Annotated in this window: 14 protein-coding genes and 1 pseudogene; 5 read left to right on the top strand and 10 right to left on the bottom strand. The window is 55.5% G+C overall.

Annotated features, from left to right (window positions below; genetic code table 11):
• The first annotated feature begins 940 nt into the window (after nucleotides 1-940).
• Together ACP151_RS06740 and ACP151_RS06735 are read left to right on the top strand one after the other, a co-directional pair.
• Complete coding sequence (locus ACP151_RS06740; protein ID WP_424978106.1) at nucleotides 941-1447, top strand: antirestriction protein ArdA; 507 nt, start codon at nucleotides 941-943, stop codon at nucleotides 1445-1447.
• 530 nt (nucleotides 1448-1977) lie between these two features.
• Nucleotides 1978-2619, top strand: coding sequence for a recombinase family protein (locus ACP151_RS06735; RefSeq protein ID WP_424978105.1), 642 nt, complete (start codon nucleotides 1978-1980; stop codon nucleotides 2617-2619).
• 21 nt (nucleotides 2620-2640) lie between these two features.
• Here ACP151_RS06735 and ACP151_RS06730 read toward each other — a convergent pair whose 3' ends face one another.
• On the bottom strand, nucleotides 2641-3285 hold the full coding sequence (locus ACP151_RS06730; protein WP_424978104.1) for a hypothetical protein: 645 nt from the start codon (nucleotides 3283-3285) through the stop codon (nucleotides 2641-2643).
• Between the two features lie 198 nt (nucleotides 3286-3483).
• Between ACP151_RS06730 and ACP151_RS06725 the strand changes: the two are divergent.
• Nucleotides 3484-3636, top strand: a pseudogene (locus ACP151_RS06725) (HTH domain-containing protein); the annotation flags it as partial.
• 10 nt (nucleotides 3637-3646) lie between these two features.
• Here ACP151_RS06725 and ACP151_RS06720 read toward each other — a convergent pair.
• The 7 genes from ACP151_RS06720 to ACP151_RS06690 all read right to left on the bottom strand — a co-directional run bounded on the left by ACP151_RS06720 (nucleotide 3647) and on the right by ACP151_RS06690 (nucleotide 13397).
• Nucleotides 3647-6949, bottom strand: a complete 3303-nt coding sequence (locus tag ACP151_RS06720) for a hypothetical protein (RefSeq protein WP_424978103.1) — start codon at nucleotides 6947-6949, stop codon at nucleotides 3647-3649.
• A 75-nt stretch (nucleotides 6950-7024) separates the two neighbouring features.
• Entirely contained in the window at nucleotides 7025-7375 is a 351-nt protein-coding gene (locus ACP151_RS06715) for a hypothetical protein (RefSeq protein WP_424978102.1), read from the bottom strand.
• Between the two features lie 62 nt (nucleotides 7376-7437).
• Nucleotides 7438-7725 (bottom strand): hypothetical protein, encoded by a 288-nt coding sequence (locus ACP151_RS06710; protein WP_424978101.1) that lies wholly within the window; start codon nucleotides 7723-7725, stop codon nucleotides 7438-7440.
• A gap of 65 nt (nucleotides 7726-7790) precedes the next feature.
• Entirely contained in the window at nucleotides 7791-9608 is a 1818-nt protein-coding gene (locus tag ACP151_RS06705) for a type IV secretory system conjugative DNA transfer family protein (protein ID WP_424978100.1), read from the bottom strand.
• A 104-nt stretch (nucleotides 9609-9712) separates the two neighbouring features.
• A complete protein-coding gene (locus ACP151_RS06700; protein WP_424978099.1) occupies nucleotides 9713-11008 on the bottom strand; it encodes a relaxase/mobilization nuclease domain-containing protein in 1296 nt (431 codons plus the stop codon).
• Nucleotides 11005-11331, bottom strand: a complete 327-nt coding sequence (locus ACP151_RS06695; protein WP_424978098.1) for a hypothetical protein — start codon at nucleotides 11329-11331, stop codon at nucleotides 11005-11007. Before ACP151_RS06695 ends, ACP151_RS06700 begins: the two co-directional genes overlap by 4 nt.
• A gap of 458 nt (nucleotides 11332-11789) precedes the next feature.
• Complete coding sequence (locus ACP151_RS06690) at nucleotides 11790-13397, bottom strand: peptidoglycan-binding domain-containing protein (protein ID WP_424978097.1); 1608 nt, start codon at nucleotides 13395-13397, stop codon at nucleotides 11790-11792.
• A 114-nt stretch (nucleotides 13398-13511) separates the two neighbouring features.
• Between ACP151_RS06690 and lipB the strand changes: the two genes are divergently transcribed.
• On the top strand, nucleotides 13512-14174 hold the full coding sequence (lipB, locus tag ACP151_RS06685; RefSeq protein WP_424978096.1) for a lipoyl(octanoyl) transferase LipB: 663 nt from the start codon (nucleotides 13512-13514) through the stop codon (nucleotides 14172-14174).
• Between the two features lie 2 nt (nucleotides 14175-14176).
• On the opposite strand, the gene ACP151_RS06680 is transcribed toward lipB, so the two are convergent.
• Both ACP151_RS06680 and ACP151_RS06675 read right to left on the bottom strand, forming a co-directional pair.
• The gene (locus tag ACP151_RS06680; protein ID WP_424978095.1) at nucleotides 14177-15835 is read right to left on the bottom strand and encodes an alpha/beta fold hydrolase; all 1659 of its coding nucleotides are present in this window, start codon (nucleotides 15833-15835) and stop codon (nucleotides 14177-14179) included.
• Between the two features lie 388 nt (nucleotides 15836-16223).
• Nucleotides 16224-16649: an HIT family protein gene (locus tag ACP151_RS06675; RefSeq protein WP_424978094.1), complete on the bottom strand. Its 426-nt coding sequence runs from the start codon at nucleotides 16647-16649 to the stop codon at nucleotides 16224-16226.
• Nucleotides 16650-16883: 234 nt separating this feature from the next.
• On the opposite strand from ACP151_RS06675, the gene ctaD reads away from it, so the two are divergent.
• A complete protein-coding gene (gene ctaD, locus ACP151_RS06670; RefSeq protein WP_424978093.1) occupies nucleotides 16884-18557 on the top strand; it encodes a cytochrome c oxidase subunit I in 1674 nt (557 codons plus the stop codon).
• The last annotated feature ends 134 nt before the right edge of the window (nucleotides 18558-18691 follow it).

Genomic DNA, 18691 nt, shown 5'->3' with positions numbered 1-18691 from the left:
AGCCTTTGCTTAAGCGGCCTAGCCATTGCAATGCAACGTTTTGTGGGTGCGCCGGTTTAATCAACGCAGCATGACCGACAGACTTTACCTACAATAGTAGGTTAGTTTGCCAAGCTGGTGAACCGCCTGATTGTCACGATTGACCAACGTTCGAGGCGTGTGTCAGGTGACGCTTGGGCGTTGCTAGTCTTTCGGCTTAAGGTTCACCGCGAGATGTGGGTCATGCTGACCCGTTTCCGCTGCGTCCCCTACGGGCCATCTTCCGGCATAAGGTTTGCCGCGAGATGTGGGTCAGATGACACCATGCGCTGCGATCCCTGCGGCCATCTTACAGCATTAAGGTATACTGCAAGAAGTGCATGGTAGTACCATGCATCTTGGCAAGGGGGTCCGCTGCGCGCCCCCGTTGCATCCCCCTCGGCTGTGGCTGGATCAGGGTGTTGAACCCAGAACCAGCCAGCAAACATATCGGTGTTTGATCCCTCGCAGGTGAGATTTCGCTCTCCCTGCACCCATCGACATCAGGGGCGTTCCTGCCCCTGAGAACCCAGATCAACCGTCCGCCGATTGAATGCCGCCAAAAGGGGTTATCGCACCCCCTTGGAACCCACTCGCAGGGCTTGGAGATTTGCCTCTCCACCTTGCAACCGAACCATGCACAAACGATAGCGCGTTTGATCCGCAATTGGGGAGATCTGTCCTCTCCCCAATACCCCATGACTAACTGGGGCTGCCGCCCCCGCGCGCATCAAAGGGTGGGTTCTCGCCATGCTCGGTTCGCTGCGCTGCACCTGCGCGTGGCTCTGGTCCTGACCTTGCTTTTGCGGCTCTGCGGTTCCCGCAACCGCAAACGGTCACCTTTGATCCTTGCACCCCTGCTTCTCGGCGAAAGCCAGACGGTTGCATGCGCAACCCGTCATATACGAGAGGAGACAGACACATGCCGCAGCTATTCGCACAACCCTACGACTTGGACGCTATCGGCTTCTTTTTTGAAAGTGCTGAGGAGTTTCAAACCATTTCAAAGCGTCACTTGAACGCCCACTTTGAACCGGTTGAAGAATATGAGATTCAGTTCATTGATGGTGATGATATTGATGCAGCCCTTGCCAAGGCTTGGAGCCTCAATCAGGCCAACATGGCGGGCTATTTCACGGCCTGTGATGAATGGGAAGATTACCAGAAAAAGATCTTCATTATCGCCGTTGGTGAAGTGGGATTCGGCTTTGATCCTGCCAATGTACACCCCGAGGAGTTTGACGTGGATCTGTACCATGTGGAAAGCATGGCAGAGTTAGCCGAACAGATGATTGAAGAAGGCATGTTCGGTGACATCCCCGAACATCTGGAGCGTTATATCGACATAGACGCCATCGCCCGCGATCTGCATTACGATTACACAGAAACAGAAATCGCAGGCGAAACGCTGATTTATCGGGCAGCGTAATGCTGCTCTGTAGACAAACGGGTGTTTAGTGGCTTCCTATCGATAGGTTCGAATATCGGGCCTGTACCATTTTGGTTCTTGCGCAAGATCGATGATCCAGCCGAATAAAAACAACACTGCTCCCAACCCAAAGGGCGCGCCAACCAAATACTGTACGATTGGTTCACTGGAGCCATAGGCCATCAGTCCAAACAATGTACAGGCGAGGCAACCAACGCCATTTACCATTGGCGTTTGACCAGCTCCGCCGTGGCCTTTTTGAGCGCCACATGACGGACAGACCGTCGCACCGGAATTTACTGGTTCCATACAAAACGGGCAAAAACCTTGGGGCATAGGAAATCCTTAATGAGGCGTCTCAAAAGGGTTCCCTTTTGGTACAGCTACCACATCACCGCTTTCACGTCACGCCAGCCAGTTTTCCACAAGAAAATCAATGAGGGCGGAATCCGTGAAACTCCCATCCACCCTGCGTTCAAAAGGGAACCCTTTTGGAAAGCGAAATTCGCACCCGCAGGAGGACTTGTCACATGGCTGTGAAGGCGCACAATATCCGCATGAACAATGATACCACGCAACCAAAATCAGGGCGGCGCATTGGCTATGCCCGTGTCTCGGATCAGGATCAAAACGAAGCCCTACAGATTGAAGCTTTAGAAGCCGCAGGCTGCGACATCATCTATGGGGACTATGGTGTCTCAGGTGCAACCGTCACGCGGCGCTCACTGGATACGCTGCTGCGGGATCTGACCGAGGGCGACACATTGATTGTGTGGAAGCTGGATCGGTTGGGGCGGTCAACTCTGCACCTGCTGCAACTCTTGCAGGATCTGAGAGAGAACAAGGTGGACTTCATCGCCATCACCCAAGGCATCGACACGACAACCGCCGTGGGGCGGTTGCTGTACGGCCAGTTGGCTGTGTTCGCTGAGTTTGAGCGTGAACAGATAGCCGAACGCACCCGAGCAGGCATGGCCGCTGCTAAAGCCAGAGGCGTCCATGTGGGACGCCCCCGCGCTATTCCACCAGATGTTGCCGCGCTCCTACGTCATCGCATCGACATCGGCGACGCCTCCGTCGATCAACTCGCCGAAGAACTCAAGCTCTCACGACAAACCATCTACCGTGCAGTCAATGGGCAGGCTTGCTGTTGTTGTGAGATGGGTTGGTGATGCGCGTTGCAACGTACCGGTCTAATCTTGAATGTTTGCTGACCCTACCACACGCGCGCAGGTGCTTTTAAACCGATCTTCCGCTGAAATTGGTACAAAGCACATCAATTCCAAATGGTGCGGTTCTTCAGAGGTTCCGTGATAATAGTCAATAAAAGAAACTTTTTCTATATAGTACTTGCTTGTTCTATACCTAAAGCGATCAGCCCAGCTTCCTTCTCCAAGGAACACTTCCTCCATACCGGAAATATACTCGAAATCCCGCAATCCTTGATTTTCAAGATCATTCGAGAGCTTTAGTTGCTCGTCATATTCGGCATCATTGAGGCGTGAATACCGTTCGAAAATATATGGAAATCCGCCATTTCCTGTTTCCGCTGTACCGAAATCGAATGTTTCCAAATTTGAGTTCGGGGGAGTAACATAAAGCCAGTTTTCAATGTGCCCACGGTTGACAATCCATTCGACAGGCACGTCCGCACTTAATCTCAGCAGATCCTTTTTCACAAAACTTTGAGGTTGCGGCGTCTCTACGGGAATTTGATCCTGTGTTAATTTTTCCCATAGAGTTCCGATGTCCTCGATGAAACTTGCTAACCCACCGACGATTGCAACAACAAGGAGGACGCCGCTGATCATGGGATTCCGCTTGAGTGCTTCAATCACTATTTTGCTCCTAAAGATAGATTATTGTATAACTATTCTTGGGCAACCGTTGCGGATAAACGCTAGCAAAGTCAATCTTGATCATTCATCACGACTCATTGGTTGAAATGGTTGTCAGCAAGTGGCCTTCTGGGATTATATTCTGTGGCATGGGGGGGCACAGCCAATGCATGAGGCGTCCACGTAGGCCGCCCCCGTACTATTCCGCCAGATGTCGCCGCGCTCCTACGTCACCGCATCTACATCGGCGAAGCATCCGTCGATCAACTCGCCGAAGAACTCAACCTCTCACGTCAAACCATATACCGTGCAGTCAAGGGCCAGGCGTGTTGTTGTGAGATTGGGTGGTGATGTGCTGAGTTCACATTTCGCGCTTCTTTTGCCATTCCATTAACTCCAGTATAGGCACATTCTCCTTACCCTCTGGGATGATTGGATCGATGTTTGGGGACACTGCCATACCATCAGGATCATTAAGTCCTATCGTCCAAGCTTCCCTAATCACAACCTCGCGTTTCAGGATCGACAAATTAAAGTGGAACTCAGGTGGTCTTCCATCGTCGGACAAGGTCACAGGAACCAGGGCATACTTTTGAGATGCCGCGAATGCTCTGCCAAAATTCTCTAAGTTTCGTGGATCGGGGTTCTCCATGGTCTTCATTTTTGAAGTTACGAAGATGCGGTCGAGTTCCTTGAATTTTGCTTTGTCAATATTTGAACTCACTGCCAGCGTGTAGGCGTTGGGATTCGACTTTTCGACACCGGTTAATATCACAATGCGAATTTTTTCATTCGAATCCTCCCGCCCGATGTCGGAAATCCAGTTCTCAAAGATGCGTCGTCCAGCTTCGCCGTTTCCAAATAGAAGGCCCAAGTAGGGTGGTGCATTCGGTAGGTTTGGCTGAAGGGCGACTCCTACCCCCTCCCAACCAGCCTCTTGCCACAGCTCAATATCCACCATTGACAGGGTCTGATAAGCGCCGTGCTTGAGAGGTGTGTCTTTAAGAAAATCTTCGGGTGGCGCGCCTTCCCCGAATTTCATCTCCTCCTTATTCTTCTGCTGTCGGAGAGACATTATCGACTGCAAAGCGAGGTTGCAGGGTGGAGCAGCAACTATTTTGTAATTCTCGCCCCCAACCGACCAGTCAGTCAGGGATGGAGATCTACAGTCATCGAAAACAGTTGATGAACTCGCCAAAACGTCAGCGAACATAAGCGAACGAGGCAAACCCTCCTCTGATCCGGCAACAACATCCAAGAACGATTTGGTGTCTTTGGGAAACAAAATTTTCGGTAGTATGTTCACCAGCGAATATACGAAGAAATCACGTAACTTATCTGTTCTAAGGCTGCCTAACGGAAATCTCTCCGGCCATATCACTACTGTGGCTAACTCGCTTCCCGATCCAATGCGAAGTTCCAAGCCCTGTTCGTTTGGGCAAGCCTCGCCCTCAGATGCCAATTGGAAACGCATTTTCGTTCGTTCCATCATGCCGACCGCTTGATGAGAAAGGCTGGTTGCAAGAAAGGCTTCGAGGAAGCCCATATAGCTTTCTCCGATTCTCACGCACCAAGGATTATGCTGGCACACAATTTCCCATCGTGTCCCCAGCAACCGAGATATCAGGCTCACGCTCTTGCCTCCAAACGTGTCAATTCGTTCGGGCAAGCTATCTTGCGCAGGCTGATCCCACAGTCTCTTCATCATCTCCCAAATCTCTGTGTCACTTTCAGAATCTGGGACGTATTCGTGCTGCCGAAGGTAATCAGGACCTCCAAAAGCGAACAAGAGAGCTAGCGAACAAGCAATCAGACCATTCTGCTCAAAGAAATCCACTAGACCTGTGAACTCGTTCAACTGGCTAGCATCCGCCTTCAGCAGTAGCATTGCCAACACCCCGTCTTTCAACTGGTAGTCTTCCTGAAAACCTTCATCTTCTTCATCAAGGCCAGTTTGCCTTAAGGTCGAGATTTGCAATTCTAGGCACCACAGCGCATGTGGAATGCGTCCTGTTGAGATTTCCCCCCAGAACATTTTTTCCAACAACATAGGCAACAAAGGATCGACTTCTCTGGTTTCGCCGAAGTCTTGGATCAGTAACGAAAGAGCTGACATGTGGTTTGCGTATGCAGCCCAAAACAAATCCATTGAACTGTAAGCTGAAGCCAGCGCTGCGAGGCAGCGAACCATGCGCTCCTTTTTCTCAGCCTTAATTAGCTTTGGTAACGCTCGCCCCAGCAGGTCGATGCCAGAGATGACCTTGTCGGCGCGAAGTTTGTCTATGCCGCGATTGAAGAGCTTATCTGCGACGGCCACATCACTATGCCGTTCTTGGTAAACAGGGAGAACTTGCTCGAATACCTCATCGTAAACCTCTAACTCGCCAAAGGGGGTGCCAAGTACCTCAAACTGCTCATATGCTCGATTGAATTCGAAACCTCCGAGATGCTGTGAACCGACCAACAAGTCGCCAAAATCTCGCAGTAACTTGTCGCGTTGGCTTTCATCGACTGCGTGCTGGGCAATCTGCATCCCCAACTTAAGCCATTTTGAGTTTGCGGCGTTATTGGGCCTATCCGTGTCGCTGGAAAGCTCTTCCAAGTGGTGGATCAGGCGATTTGCTCTATCTACCAATTTGGTTTCTTCCAACGAAAGCGCTTCAGAAATAACCGCAGTGTGCAGAGTATGCCAAAGGTTGATTGCCTTCTCTATGTCCGATGAGTTTCCGCTAGCAAGAGCAAATGCCCCGATTTCATCATAGACGCTAAGCAGGACTCCAAAATCATCGTGCCAGTACACCGCCGTCCAAGCCTTTTGATACAATGCACTGGCGATCTGACGTTCGTTTCCTTGTTCCCTAGCAAGCCGTATGGCACGTTCATGCCGACCTTCTGTAATGTGTCGTTCTAGCTCGAGTTCCCTTGAGATTATCGCCGCAGAGATACAATCCTCAACAAGTTGGTACTCAACTCCTTGATATCTATCTGTGTCAGAAATTTCTTTTTCGAGTTCATCCAAGGCCTCCTGTTTGGAAAGATCGTTCGGCCCAATTTTCTTTGAAGTCTTAAAGTTTGATAGATTCAGTGCCTGAGAAGCAATGTCTTCGTTGCCCTTTTCAATGATCGCTTCCATCAGCCAAGTACGATCAAGAATTCGGACATCAAACCCGTGCTCATTTGAAAGCTCGTCCTGAAATTTCGACTTGGACTTGTCGCTAATGAATTGATTGGAAACAAAATACGCTACTCTATAGTCGCGACCCGTGGATGCTATGGAAGCCATGTCCGAACGAAGCTTGCCCTGCCACTGTTTCTTTGCGCTTACGGCAAAGCCCCAACGCTCGTTCGCTGCTTCGACGTTCCCCTCGTACCAACGAGACGAAATATCCTCGTGAACAGGGTAAGTTTCGGTATCAACTTTGCTGTCGCCACCGCCAGTCGGCCCAGTCTGAGGTATGAGGTTGGGGCAGATCAATCGTTCAGCGAGACGCCTCGCGAGATGTTCGAATTGTTTTTCTTGACTGCGGCTTGTTATGCTTTCCAGCGTGTACTCGAGAAAGCCCGCATCCAATTCGATGTTCTCTTCGACATGCGAGTCCGAAAACTGTTCCGGACGCCGCCCTCGCATAAACTCAGATGGCGATGGAAAATCATTCTTAGACAATAAACTACTCACATTTCTTGATTCTGCATTGAGGGTACCTCTTAAGCGAACCCTATCTAGTCGGTGCTGATACCGTCACGCCTCATTGGCTGGAATATTTGCCAACAGATGACCCTCTGGGATCATGTTCGGTGGCATGGGGTGGTCGTCGCGGTGGCGGATGGAAAGGTCATACCACAACCAGTACATGAGTTGATGGGAGAGTGACCAGTCTTCATGTGGGTTTTCGCTGCAATGCCTGACCCATTCGTTGAAGTCGATGGCACCTTGCTCTTCAAGCCAAGCGGCTATGTCCCAATAGCATTGCGGTAGCAGGATAATTTCTTCTACACCGAGATGGTTTTTGTAGCTGCGCGCGATGGTGGCTCTAAACTCGCTTCCGTCGTCTAAGTCACTTATATATTGTGTAAATTCTTGGTGTTGCATAGACAAAAGGATAGCACAGGGCGTGCTATCCTTCAGTAGGATGATGATCCTAGGCTTTGGTTCTATCGGTCGAAGTCAAAGCCTGAGTTGCGGTCTGGCCCTTTCTGATCCTTGGATCTGAACACGATTTTCTTGGGTTTATCTTTCTCAGGATCAGCCTGCTGCTGTGCCGACTTGGGTACAAGGTTACGGCGAATGCCAAGTGCGCCTGCGGGGGCGAGGTTGGCTGGGTGTCTTGCTCCGGCTGGTGGTTTGGGAACCAGTTGCGCATTGTCTTTGTCGCGGATTTTGTCATCTGGGGTTATGGGCAGGTTAGCGTTCCTGAATGCTTGTCTGGCTTTGTCTTCCATCGTTATGCCTCATCGTTTCAGAGAGAAGGAGGAAGGCCGGTGCAGCCTTCCTACGATTGCATCAATCACTGAGGTTTGTGGGTGTTGGTGCCTTTGTCTTTGAAGGCAGGATCTTCATACCACCGGATTTTGCGCGCCATGATGGGGTTACTGTCTTCGATCAGTAGCAATTGCAGATCCTTGGACATGCGGCGCAACTCATCGGGATAGGCCAGTTTGCGTTGCACGCCCGATGTCGTGTTGGACGTGCCATCGCTGGTGCTGGAACCACCTTTTGTAGCCCAGCTTACAGAGTTTGAGATTGCCGAAGACAGGTTCCACACGGTGGTTTCACCACAAAGCCCTGAGAAATACTCCGCACTGGTTTTGTCGGGCGAGCCAAAATAAGCCACTGCGCCGCTATTGGCGATGAAGCTTTCATAGTCCGTCCCATAGACACGGCGGAGCTGGCAGAGATCTTGTGTAATGCCCCAGAGCTGAATGCCGAACCCCGCCATCAAACCATAAGCCTGTTCGACCATGGTCAGTCGCCCAAGGGCTGGCATCTCATCCAGAATGAACAACACAGGCTTGGCGGGTTTGTCCTCAATATTGCGGGCATTCACTGTAATGGCCTGCTGCACGATCAGGCGCAGGAAGCGGTTGAAGGCTTCCAGCCGATCTGCAGGCAGGATCACAAACACGCTCATCGGGGTGCGTTTCAGATCCGCAAAATCAAAGTCCGAAGCCGACAAGGCTTCACGCACACGGGTGCTATCCAGAAAGTGGGTTTCCGCCTGTGCCGATGCCAACACATTGGAGATCAGCTTAGGATCTTTCTGCAAGAACCGCGCGCCAGTGCTGGCAATCAGCGCATGGACTGATCCTGCCATATAGGTGAACAGCTCGACTTGCTCTCCCCCTGTGAGCAACAGCAAATCCCGCACTGTGCCAAGATCACGCCGCTCTGCATAATGATCATCAAAGGCCACCAGCAGGATCAGACCTTGCAGCAGGGCTTTGGATTCTTCCTGCCAGAACGCATCTGCTTTTTGGTTTTTCTGGATCAGGGCATCGGCCAGCAACATCGCGTTCTCTGGTGCGTCAATGTCTGAGAGCTTGAGCCAATCAAGCGGGTTAATCCGTGCTGGTGCCAAGCCAGCCTTAGATGCTCCAATATTCCATGGATCAATCGCCAGAACCTCTTGTCCCATCTCCATACGGGCATTGGCCGTGACCAGCAGGTTTTCAGCTTTGGGATCAATCACCAACACCGAGCCGGTATAGCTCAGCAAATTGGGAATGATGTGGGATACACCTTTGCCGCCACGGGTCGGGGCCGAGGTAAGCAAATGCCGATCCCCTGCATAAGTGATGGTGCGGGTCTTCTCACCGTCATAGCAGGAGCCGAGGATAATCCCGTCTTGATCCAGCAGGTCTTTCTCTTCCAAATGCTCAACCGTGGCCCAACGCGAAGACCCAAATGTTATTGGCGGCTGCATCAAACTCTTGATGCCACGACCAAGCCAATATCCAATGCCCCAGCAGAAGCCGCAAAAGGCAAAGAGATAGACAAGCAACTCGACCATTGGGCCATAGCCAAACAATGCCAGCAGTCCTGTGAGAGCGGCAATCGTCATAAAGATGGTGCGGCGCAGGCTTTTGCCATTGGGTGATAGGAACCAGCCACAGGCAAACCCTGCCAATGTTGCCAAGCCGACCAAGGCGGCGCGAAGAACCGCAAGCATAACAGCGACGTCGATGCCCCAGCTATTCGGCAGTTCAAGCCACCAATATGTTTCGGGAATAATCGCCAATGCGGGATCAGCAATCATCAGGCTGGCGATCCCAACAAGCGCGAGTTTTGCACGCTGTGTTGAGTGCTTGGGTGTGTGATGTGTCAAAGCACGTCTCCTCAAGTTTGAGTTTCAGTGCCACTCACATCAAACATGACGCGCGTGATTCTCGCGGGTAAGAGTCCGGTATTTTCGGGTAGAAGCTGGCGGCGCTATGGCGACAAATCCCAACCCCGCGTTCGGTATCGAGTCCTCTCTTGTTGGCGCTGCTGCTCTTGTGCCCGATCCACATCTGGCGGAGAGCGGCGCAAATAATCAGCGATATTGCGCGCCAATAGTTTGCGTTCTTCCTTATGGCGATCACGGGTGACGCGCATGTCCTTTTGTAATCCTTGCCTGTCTCGCATCTGGGCGATGATCAAATCATCCCGTTGCTCCTGATCCCGCTTGGCACTTTCCATCGCTTCGCGTTCATTGTCCAACCGTGTTTTCTTGGCTTTGCCGCTGAGGCGATCAAACAAACCGCGCAGGCCTTTGTTGAGCCGGTCAGACCGGACTTTGGTTTCCGCGATCCAACGCTGTTCTTGCTTGTCTTTGAGATCTTTGCGTTCTGCCCGTTGTGCCGCCACCATGCCTGCGCGGGCTTCCAAATACGGTTCCAGCTCATCCGTATGGCGGTCTTTAATCTCATTGATATAGCTCTTCACCTGCTGCGTCATGCGCGAGCGCAGATAGGATTGGGTTTCAGAAACCGAGCGCAAGCCATCAGGTGATCCCAGCTTGGCTTTCATCTCTTTGGCTTTGACGCTGGACCACCGACCCGCCGCATAGACATTGCCCTGATGATCCAAGGCGACAAAGCCGCGACGATCCCCTTTGGCGAGGTAAAAGCCACGTTCTTCCAACGCGGCCTTATATCCGTTGATCCCATCGCTGCGTCCCCATGCTTGGCGAAAGATCTGTTTCACCTCACGCGGATCATGGCCTTGACGCAGGGCTTGTTGCCATTGCGCAAGGGTGAAGTTCAGCGGGTTCTTGTTGCCATAGGTCGCCAACCCATCGGGTAAAACCCATCCGTGATCCAAATGCAGATCCCGCGCCACATCCCGCAATTTGTTTTTGAAATGGGGCAGTGGCACAGCCTTCATTGCATTCACATCAATGCGCGACCACACGGCGTGCGCATGGCGGCGACCGTTCTTCTCATGCACGACAATGGCGCGGGCCTGGCCTGACAGACCAACCGCTTTTGCGACACGATCCGCCGCTTCACGGAAATCATCATCACTGATGATTGCTTGCTCAGGCGGATTCAGCGACACAGAGAACAAAAATTGTTGGCACTGGGTCGCCTTGGAAATCGCCTGCGCTTCTTTGAAGGCCCCGTGCAGATCCTCTGCCACAAAGCCATCAATCTCGATGACTTCAACATGATCATTATCACGCATGTTCATCAGGTGATCGGCCAAGGCGACTGCGCCCGAGCGTTGAGAGGCCACAATAATCATGATTGCACCCCCAAAGCTTCCATCAGCTTGACACGCATCCAAGCAATGTCCACGAGTGCGGCATTGATATCCGCAGCCAGTTCGTCATCCAGCACCAAGGTGCCTTGGTTTAGATGCTTTGCGATCTGATTAAGGTTATTGGCGTGTTTGGTCTGACCGAGACGCGCCAGCACCTCGGCCAACAATTGTTGTTCTGCCGACGGAGCTTGCCGCCGCTTTCGATACTTGGGTGCATCATCGGCAAAAATCACAGACTTAATATAGGCGCCCTTCGGCATCGACCCAGCTTGGGCTTTAAGTCGCGCTTGTTCTTCGTCGGTCAATCGCAATGAAAATGGTGCAGGACGGGGCGACTTCGTGATGTTTTGATCAGCTTGCACACTCATGGTCGCGGCCCTCGCAACTCATGGCGATGGTCTTTGAGAACATCACTCCATCGCTCAAGCTCTTCAAAAATCGCTTCAAAATCGGGATCGGATACCGACGAAAATGAAGGTGAGATTTGGTTTGAAGCCGTTCTTTCGCGGCGCACCAAAACAGACTGATAGTCTAGATTTTCCCATCAAAGATTTGAACGGAAAAGCTGTTTACGCGGCTCCAGTAGCTTCGAAATTGCCCTGATCCCGCCCGCAGACACCGGTTTGCATCACCGCAGCGTTTGGCAAAGGATCAGCACCGCGAGGATCTCGGAGAGATCGGACCATTCTGCGCATAAACGGCCAGAAAGAAGGGCCGGCAACGCGGCCAGCCCTTGTACTTGCGCAAAATACGGGTCCGCCCCCTATTCGGTAGGGAACGATGGCAAAGCCGCCGCCCCGGACGCCTGCACTGGCTGCACGCGGCCGCCAGCCAGTTCGGTCGAGGCCGCCTTGATCAGCCCGGCGCGGTCTGGCTGGCCTGGGGCGAACACAGGCTCAGCGCCGCTTTCAAGCGCGGAGACTGCCAGACTGTACCACTCCTGCGCCAGCATCACCGCATTCGAAGCGCCAAAGCCCAACGCCAGATGATGGCCGATCAGCTCTGCATAGGGTCTTTGACCGGTGCCGGTCAGAATCAGCGCCGCGCCCAGCGCCACATCCATGTCGTCGCGCCGGTAACCGGAGAACAGGCAAATCCCCGCGGTATTGGAAAGCTGCTCCAGCGACATGCCGGACTGCAGAACAAATTTCTGCACATCCCCCATCACCTCGCCGCTGCCAGACGTGCCGAGCTTGGCCAGATAAGGCTTCAGCGCAGGGCCGAAGGCGTCGCACTGGCTGTCGATCTGCGCCTGCGAGGCACTGGCGACCTTGGCCGCCCGGGCTTCGCCTGCGTTGATGGCATAGGTCCGGGCCAGACAGAACTGCTCACCCAGCGCCAGTTCCGGGTCGGTCATGCTGCTGGCAGTCATGAAGCCGCCGTTGGAACTGGTCAGCAGGCTTACCTTGCTGCAGTAGCTGGTCAGCGAGGCGCTTTGCTGCGGTTGTTCGAACAGGGTGATGCCGCCGAGGGCTGCACTTTCCTGCCCTGCAAAGGCTGTCACCGTGCTGCGGTTCTGCGCGGCCTGTACAGGCGCGTCAGAGCCGGTGTCCGTCATCCGGCACGTGCCCTGATGGCAGGCAAAGCTGGCCGGTGTCACGCCGCGGGCCAGGAAATCGTTGCGCTGATACCCCTGCGGCGTCGAGGCAAAGACCATCACCGAACAATTGGAGGCGCCGCACCAGAAGGAACTGCCGGAGACAGAGGAATCCAGCACATAGTCGTTGCGGCCGTCCCCGTTCAGATCAGCAAGCTGCATGAAACCGGCGCGCTGCAGCAGCTGTTCGCCAGTGGGTTCAGAGCTGGCTGCGATTTCATCCACGGCTTGGCTCACCTCTGGCGGAAGCCCGCCATACCCGCCCCCGGCATAGCCGCCGCCTGCAGTGCGCAGGCCTGCGGCCTCATCCCGCCAGCTGTGCAGCACGCCGCGCACGCCCTGCGGCCCCTGCATCGCCTTGATGACTTGCGGGCCGCCGACCTGGGCCCGGTTGTAGGAACTGACCAGGAAATTGCGTTCATAAGGTGCCAGATGGCCGGTGGCCGGATAGCCCATATGGGCCTGGTACTGGGTAACGGCGGCACGGGACCGGCGCCCCAGCACCCCGTCCGGCGAGCCGGCATTGAATCCAAAGTAGTTCAGCGCCACCTGGGTTTCGCGGTTTTGAGCCCGGGTTGCGGAATAGGCCGGCGCACGCCGGTAGGTGGTGGCGGCCCGGCGCCTTTGTTTGTTCTTGTGGACTTCGTTTACTATGACGCCGCCAATCACGGCGCCGGCAATGGCGGCCCCCAGATCGTCCGCAACAGCGGGACTGGTGGCTGATGTTGCCAGAAATACGGCTGTCAGGGCCGGCTTGAACGGCTTGAGAAACATGATACGCGCCCCCTATGGATACTTGCTACGGAATCAGGATACTCCAGAGGCGGCGCAGGCACCTAGGAGTTTTCCGGTAAAGTTCGCCCGCCCGATCCGAAGCACTGGGAAAAGATGGCAGTCGGCATGGTTGAGTGGATCACATCGGACAGTTTAGTCGAGTATGATCAAGCTGTTGCCTTCATGGAGGACCGGGCGGCTGCGATCGCCGCGGGATCGGCGGAAGAATGCATCTGGTTGGTTGAACATCCACCGCTGTACACGGCGGGCACCTCTGCAAGGCAGGAAGATCTGACCGATCCGCAGCGTTTCCCGGTCTACCAAAGCAAGCGCGGCGGCCAGTACACCTATCACGGGCCGGGCCAGCGCGTGGTTTATGTCATGCTGGATGTGGGCAAACGCGGCCATGACGTGCGCCGCTTTGTGCAGCAGCTGGAAACCTGGGTGATCGCGGCGCTGGATGCGTTCAACATCAAAGGGCATATCCGCGAAGGCCGGGTCGGGGTCTGGGTCGAGCGGCCGGAAAAACCGCGAACCATCTCTGGCGGCATGGCAGAGGACAAGATCGCTGCCATCGGCATCCGTCTGCGCAAGTGGGTCAGCTACCACGGCATCTCCATCAACGTGGAGCCGGAACTGGAGCATTTTTCCGGCATTGTGCCATGTGGGATCACCGAATACGGCGTGACCAGCCTGGTCGATCTGGGTCTGCCTGTGAGCATGGCGGATGTGGATGTCGCTCTGAAACGCAGCTTTGCCCCGATCTTCGAGGCATAGACTCAGCCTTCCAAAGTAGCGGTAAGATCCTGCAGCGCGGTCAGCACCAGCTCTGGAAACGTATAAAACAACAGTGCACCGGACTCCTGGCTGACACAGAGCCGCGCCTCTGGCAAACCGCCCAGCATGTCACGGACAGTAGCGAGCGGTGCGACGTGGTCGTCACCGCCATGCACGAACACGGACTGTGTTGCCCGGCCTGGCGCAGCCAGCTGCGCGCCCTGACGCAGCATCTTAATATCTGCCAGGAACCCGGCACCGCCCTGCTCACGGAACAGCAGCTGGCTTTGCTGCAGCAGCGGAAGCAGGTCCAGCTGCCACAGCGCCGCCTGTTCTCTGCTGCCGCGGCGCAGCTGTATCCGAAGCAGCGTCTCGTGCCCGTACCAGCGCAGCGCCGCCGACCAGCACTTCATCAGCGCAGGCAGCATCCAATTGGCCCGTGCCGCCCCCAGGGCCATCAGCCAGGCGTAACCGCTGACGCTGGAAAGCCGTCGCGCTGAATTGATGGAGCAATTTGAAGCCACCGCCACCAGGCCCGCAATCCTGCTGTGCAGCTGCCTGGCGGCCAGAAAGCCGTATAGAGCGCCGCCGCGATGGCTGAGCAGCACCGGCCGCTGTAGGTTCTTATATGCCATCAGCGCCTCCAGCTGCCTGACAAAGGCCGCAGCCGGATCCTCACCCCGCCTCAGCGGCACAGAGCCGCCGTAGCCGCGGCGCATTGGCACATACACCCTGAACCCAAGCTGGCGCAGCTGTGGCTGCAACCGCTGCAGCGGCGCAATCCCATCCAGCATGCCGTGCAGAAAGATCACAGGCTGGCCGGTTTCCGCACCCAGCCTGAAATATTGCGAACGCTGCCCAGAGCTGTCCTCAAAGGTGCCGGATGGTGGCAGCTGCGTACCGCGAGCAATCGCCAGATCCCGGCTGTGTTCATTCATCAGGAATGCTGCCAGCCGGATCAGCTCTGCCGGACCCGGCGCGCCGGCCCGTTCAGCAGCTTGTTCCAGAGCGTTGCCAATTTTGCCGCTGGCGCCGCCCGCCGCTTCCCGCAACGGTTCAAAATCCGCCTCCTGCAGGCTCAGCGCTTCTGCAACCGGCGCCACGGCCTCAGGCGTCCAGCCCGTATCCAGCCGCTCCGCCATGATCGCAACCGCGCCGCTGCCGTCAAAGCGGACCGGACGGCACAAAAACTGCTCCCCCGTTCCGCATCCGGCCAGCAAAAGCACATCCCGCCCAGAATAGTCGTCGCGACGCACATCCTCCAGATAGTTGTGCCAGCACTCTGTCGCCGCCTGCGTCAGCCCCATCGCCTTTGGCAGGGACACGCCTCCGGTCAGCTGCCGTGCCGCCCGCTGCGAGGCATTCAGAACCCCGCCGCCCTCGCGGACATCCGCAAGCAGCCAGAAACGGGTGCAATTGCCGGAATAGGCGCCCGGATGCGGACGTCCGGACCGTTGCCATTGCAGCTCCTGAATCTGGGCAGCCCGAGCAAAATGCGCCTTCAGCATCGGCGCAGGCCTACGTTGCCCCTGCTGGCGCCGCACAGGCGCTGCTGCGGCCGCACTATCCTGCGGGCCCACTGTGAACCGGTCGAATTGTTCCGGCCGGATCACCGTTTCATAAATTGCCGCCACGACCTGGCCCAGGGACAAGGTCTGCATTTGGCTCAAGAGAGTCACCCCTGCCCCTCCAATACTGATCTTTCATCAAAGAGACCCGCGCCCGGCAAACAAGCAGAATGCACATAGACGGTTGCAGACCTTCTGGCCCGCATGTTTCAGGCAGCCTGCCTGGAAACTGAAAAAACACGGCCGATGCCACCCCGTTTCCGGGCGGTCATTTCATGCCAGGTCACCCCAATTCTTGAGGCCCCGAAGGCTTGAGCGCGGGCACCCTCTTTAACGCACAACTAATTTGCGAAACAGCTATGATTAAATTCAACTAAGATTCAACACTTATTTCAAATGCACAAATTCGTATTTAAAGCACTGCAGCTTTCCGCCACAGTACTTTCGCTTTTGTCAAAACGCCCTGAGCATCAGAAGACGATCAGATTGCGTCCAGCGCCGCACGTATCTTATCCGCTTGGGCCTGGATCAGCGCCATGTCGCCCATCTTGCCCGGCGGGCGCAATTGGTCGCCCTCGCGGCGGGGCAGCACATGCATGTGCAGATGGAACACTTCCTGTCCGCCGGCGGCCTCATTGAACTGCTGCACGGTCACCCCATCCGCGCCAAAGGCCCTGATCACCGCATGCGACAGTTTCTGCACGGTCTGCATCACCGCAGCCATCTGCGCCGGGCCGGCATCCAGCAGGTTGCGGCAGGGTGTTTTCGGAATCACCAGCAAATGCCCGTCGGCGCGCGGCATGATATCCATGAAGGCCAGCGTCTCCTCATCCTCATAGACCCGTGTGGAAGGAATCTCACCGCGCAGAAGCTTGGCAAAAATATTGTCGGGATCATATGCAGACATGCGTCCGGCCTCCTTGGTTCTGGATGTTCCGGTTTTGCGCCCGCCCCGCGGCCAGGTCAAGCCGCCAGCGGCAGGCAATTCCCGCGGCATTCAAGCCCCTGCGTCAATAAATCTTGATCCAGATCAAACTCCGCCATTGAAGGCCCCGGCGGGCCGCTCTAATACTCCGAAGGAATCCAGGCCACCCGGAGTCCGACTCCGGGGGCCTTTCGTTATGCAGCAGGAGGCACCTAAATGGCAGACGCAGCCATTCATGGTCACGGCCACGAGGACGAGCGGAGCTTTTTCACCCGCTGGTTCATGAGCACGAACCACAAAGACATCGGTATCCTTTACCTGATCGTTTCGGCGATCGCAGGTCTCATCTCTGTCATCTTCACCGTCTATATGCGGCTTGAGCTGATGGACCCCGGCGTTCAGTACATGTGCCTGGAAGGCGCGCGCCTGTTCGCAGACGCCTCTGCGGAATGTACCCCGAACGGCCACCTCTGGAACGTGATGATCACCGCCCACGGCATCCTGATGATGTTCTTCGTGGTGATTCCGGCGCTGTTCGGCGGTTTCGGAAACTATTTCATGCCGCTGCAGATCGGCGCGCCTGACATGGCGTTCCCGCGGATGAACAACCTTTCGTTCTGGATGTATGTCGCAGGCACCTCGCTGGCGGTCCTCTCGGTTGTCTCCCCGGGCGGCAATGACCAGCTGGGCTCCGGCGTCGGCTGGGTTCTGTACCCGCCGCTCAGCGTGAACGAAGGCGGCTACTCGATGGATCTGGCGATCTTTGCTGTCCACGTCTCGGGGGCGTCTTCGATCCTGGGTGCGATCAACATGATCACAACCTTCCTGAACATGCGCGCACCGGGCATGACCCTGTTCAAAGTGCCGCTGTTCTCCTGGTCGATCTTCGTCACCTCCTGGCTGATTCTGCTGTCCCTGCCAGTTCTGGCCGGCGCCATCACCATGCTGCTGATGGACCGCAACTTCGGCTTCACCTTCTTTGATGCAGCAGGCGGCGGCGACCCGATCCTGTACCAGCACATCCTGTGGTTCTTCGGCCACCCGGAAGTCTACATCGTGATCCTGCCGGGCTTCGGCATCATCTCCCACGTGATCGCCACCTTCGCGCGCAAGCCGGTCTTTGGCTACCTGCCGATGGTCTGGGCCATCATTGCCATCGGCGTGCTGGGCTTCGTCGTCTGGGCGCACCACATGTACACCGTCGGCATGTCGCTGAACCAGCAGGCCTACTTCATGCTGGCCACCATGGTGATCGCGGTCCCCACCGGGGTGAAGGTGTTCTCCTGGATCGCCACAATGTGGGGCGGCTCCATCGAATTCAAAGCTCCGATGATGTTTGCCTTCGGCTTCCTGTTCCTGTTCACCGTCGGCGGTGTGACCGGTGTGGTGCTGTCGCAGGCTGCCGTGGACCGTGCCTATCACGACACCTACTATGTTGTGGCTCACTTCCACTACGTGATGAGTCTGGGCGCGGTGTTTGCGATCTTCTCGGGCATCTACTTCTACTTCGGCAAGATGACCGGCCGTCAGTACAATGAACTGGGCGCACAGATCCATTTCTGGCTGTTCTTCATCGGCGCCAACCTGACCTTCTTCCCGCAGCACTTCCTGGGCCGTCAGGGCATGCCCCGCCGGTACATCGACTACCCGGAAGGTTTCGCCTACTGGAACAAGATCTCGTCCTATGGCGCGTTCATCTCCTTTGCGTCGTTCCTCCTGTTCTTCGGCGTGGTGATCTACTCGCTGCTGCGCGGCGCCCGCGTTACCCAGAACAACTACTGGAACGAATATGCGGACACGCTGGAGTGGACCCTGCCCTCCCCGCCGCCAGAGCACACCTTTGAAATCCTGCCCAAGCAGGAAGACTGGGATCGGCCTCACTCGCACTAAGCGGCTGAGACCCTGAACACGCAAAAGGCCCCGGCGCAGATGCTCCGGGGCCTTTTTCATGCCCGGCGGACAGGCTAAAAAGCCGCAGTGGAAATCCCGCCTTTCCAGCACATCATGTTCAAAAAACCGTATCT

Source organism: Leisingera sp. S232 (assembly GCF_049800895.1).
GTDB lineage: Bacteria > Pseudomonadota > Alphaproteobacteria > Rhodobacterales > Rhodobacteraceae > Leisingera.
This window is presented reverse-complemented; position numbering and strand designations above follow the sequence as displayed.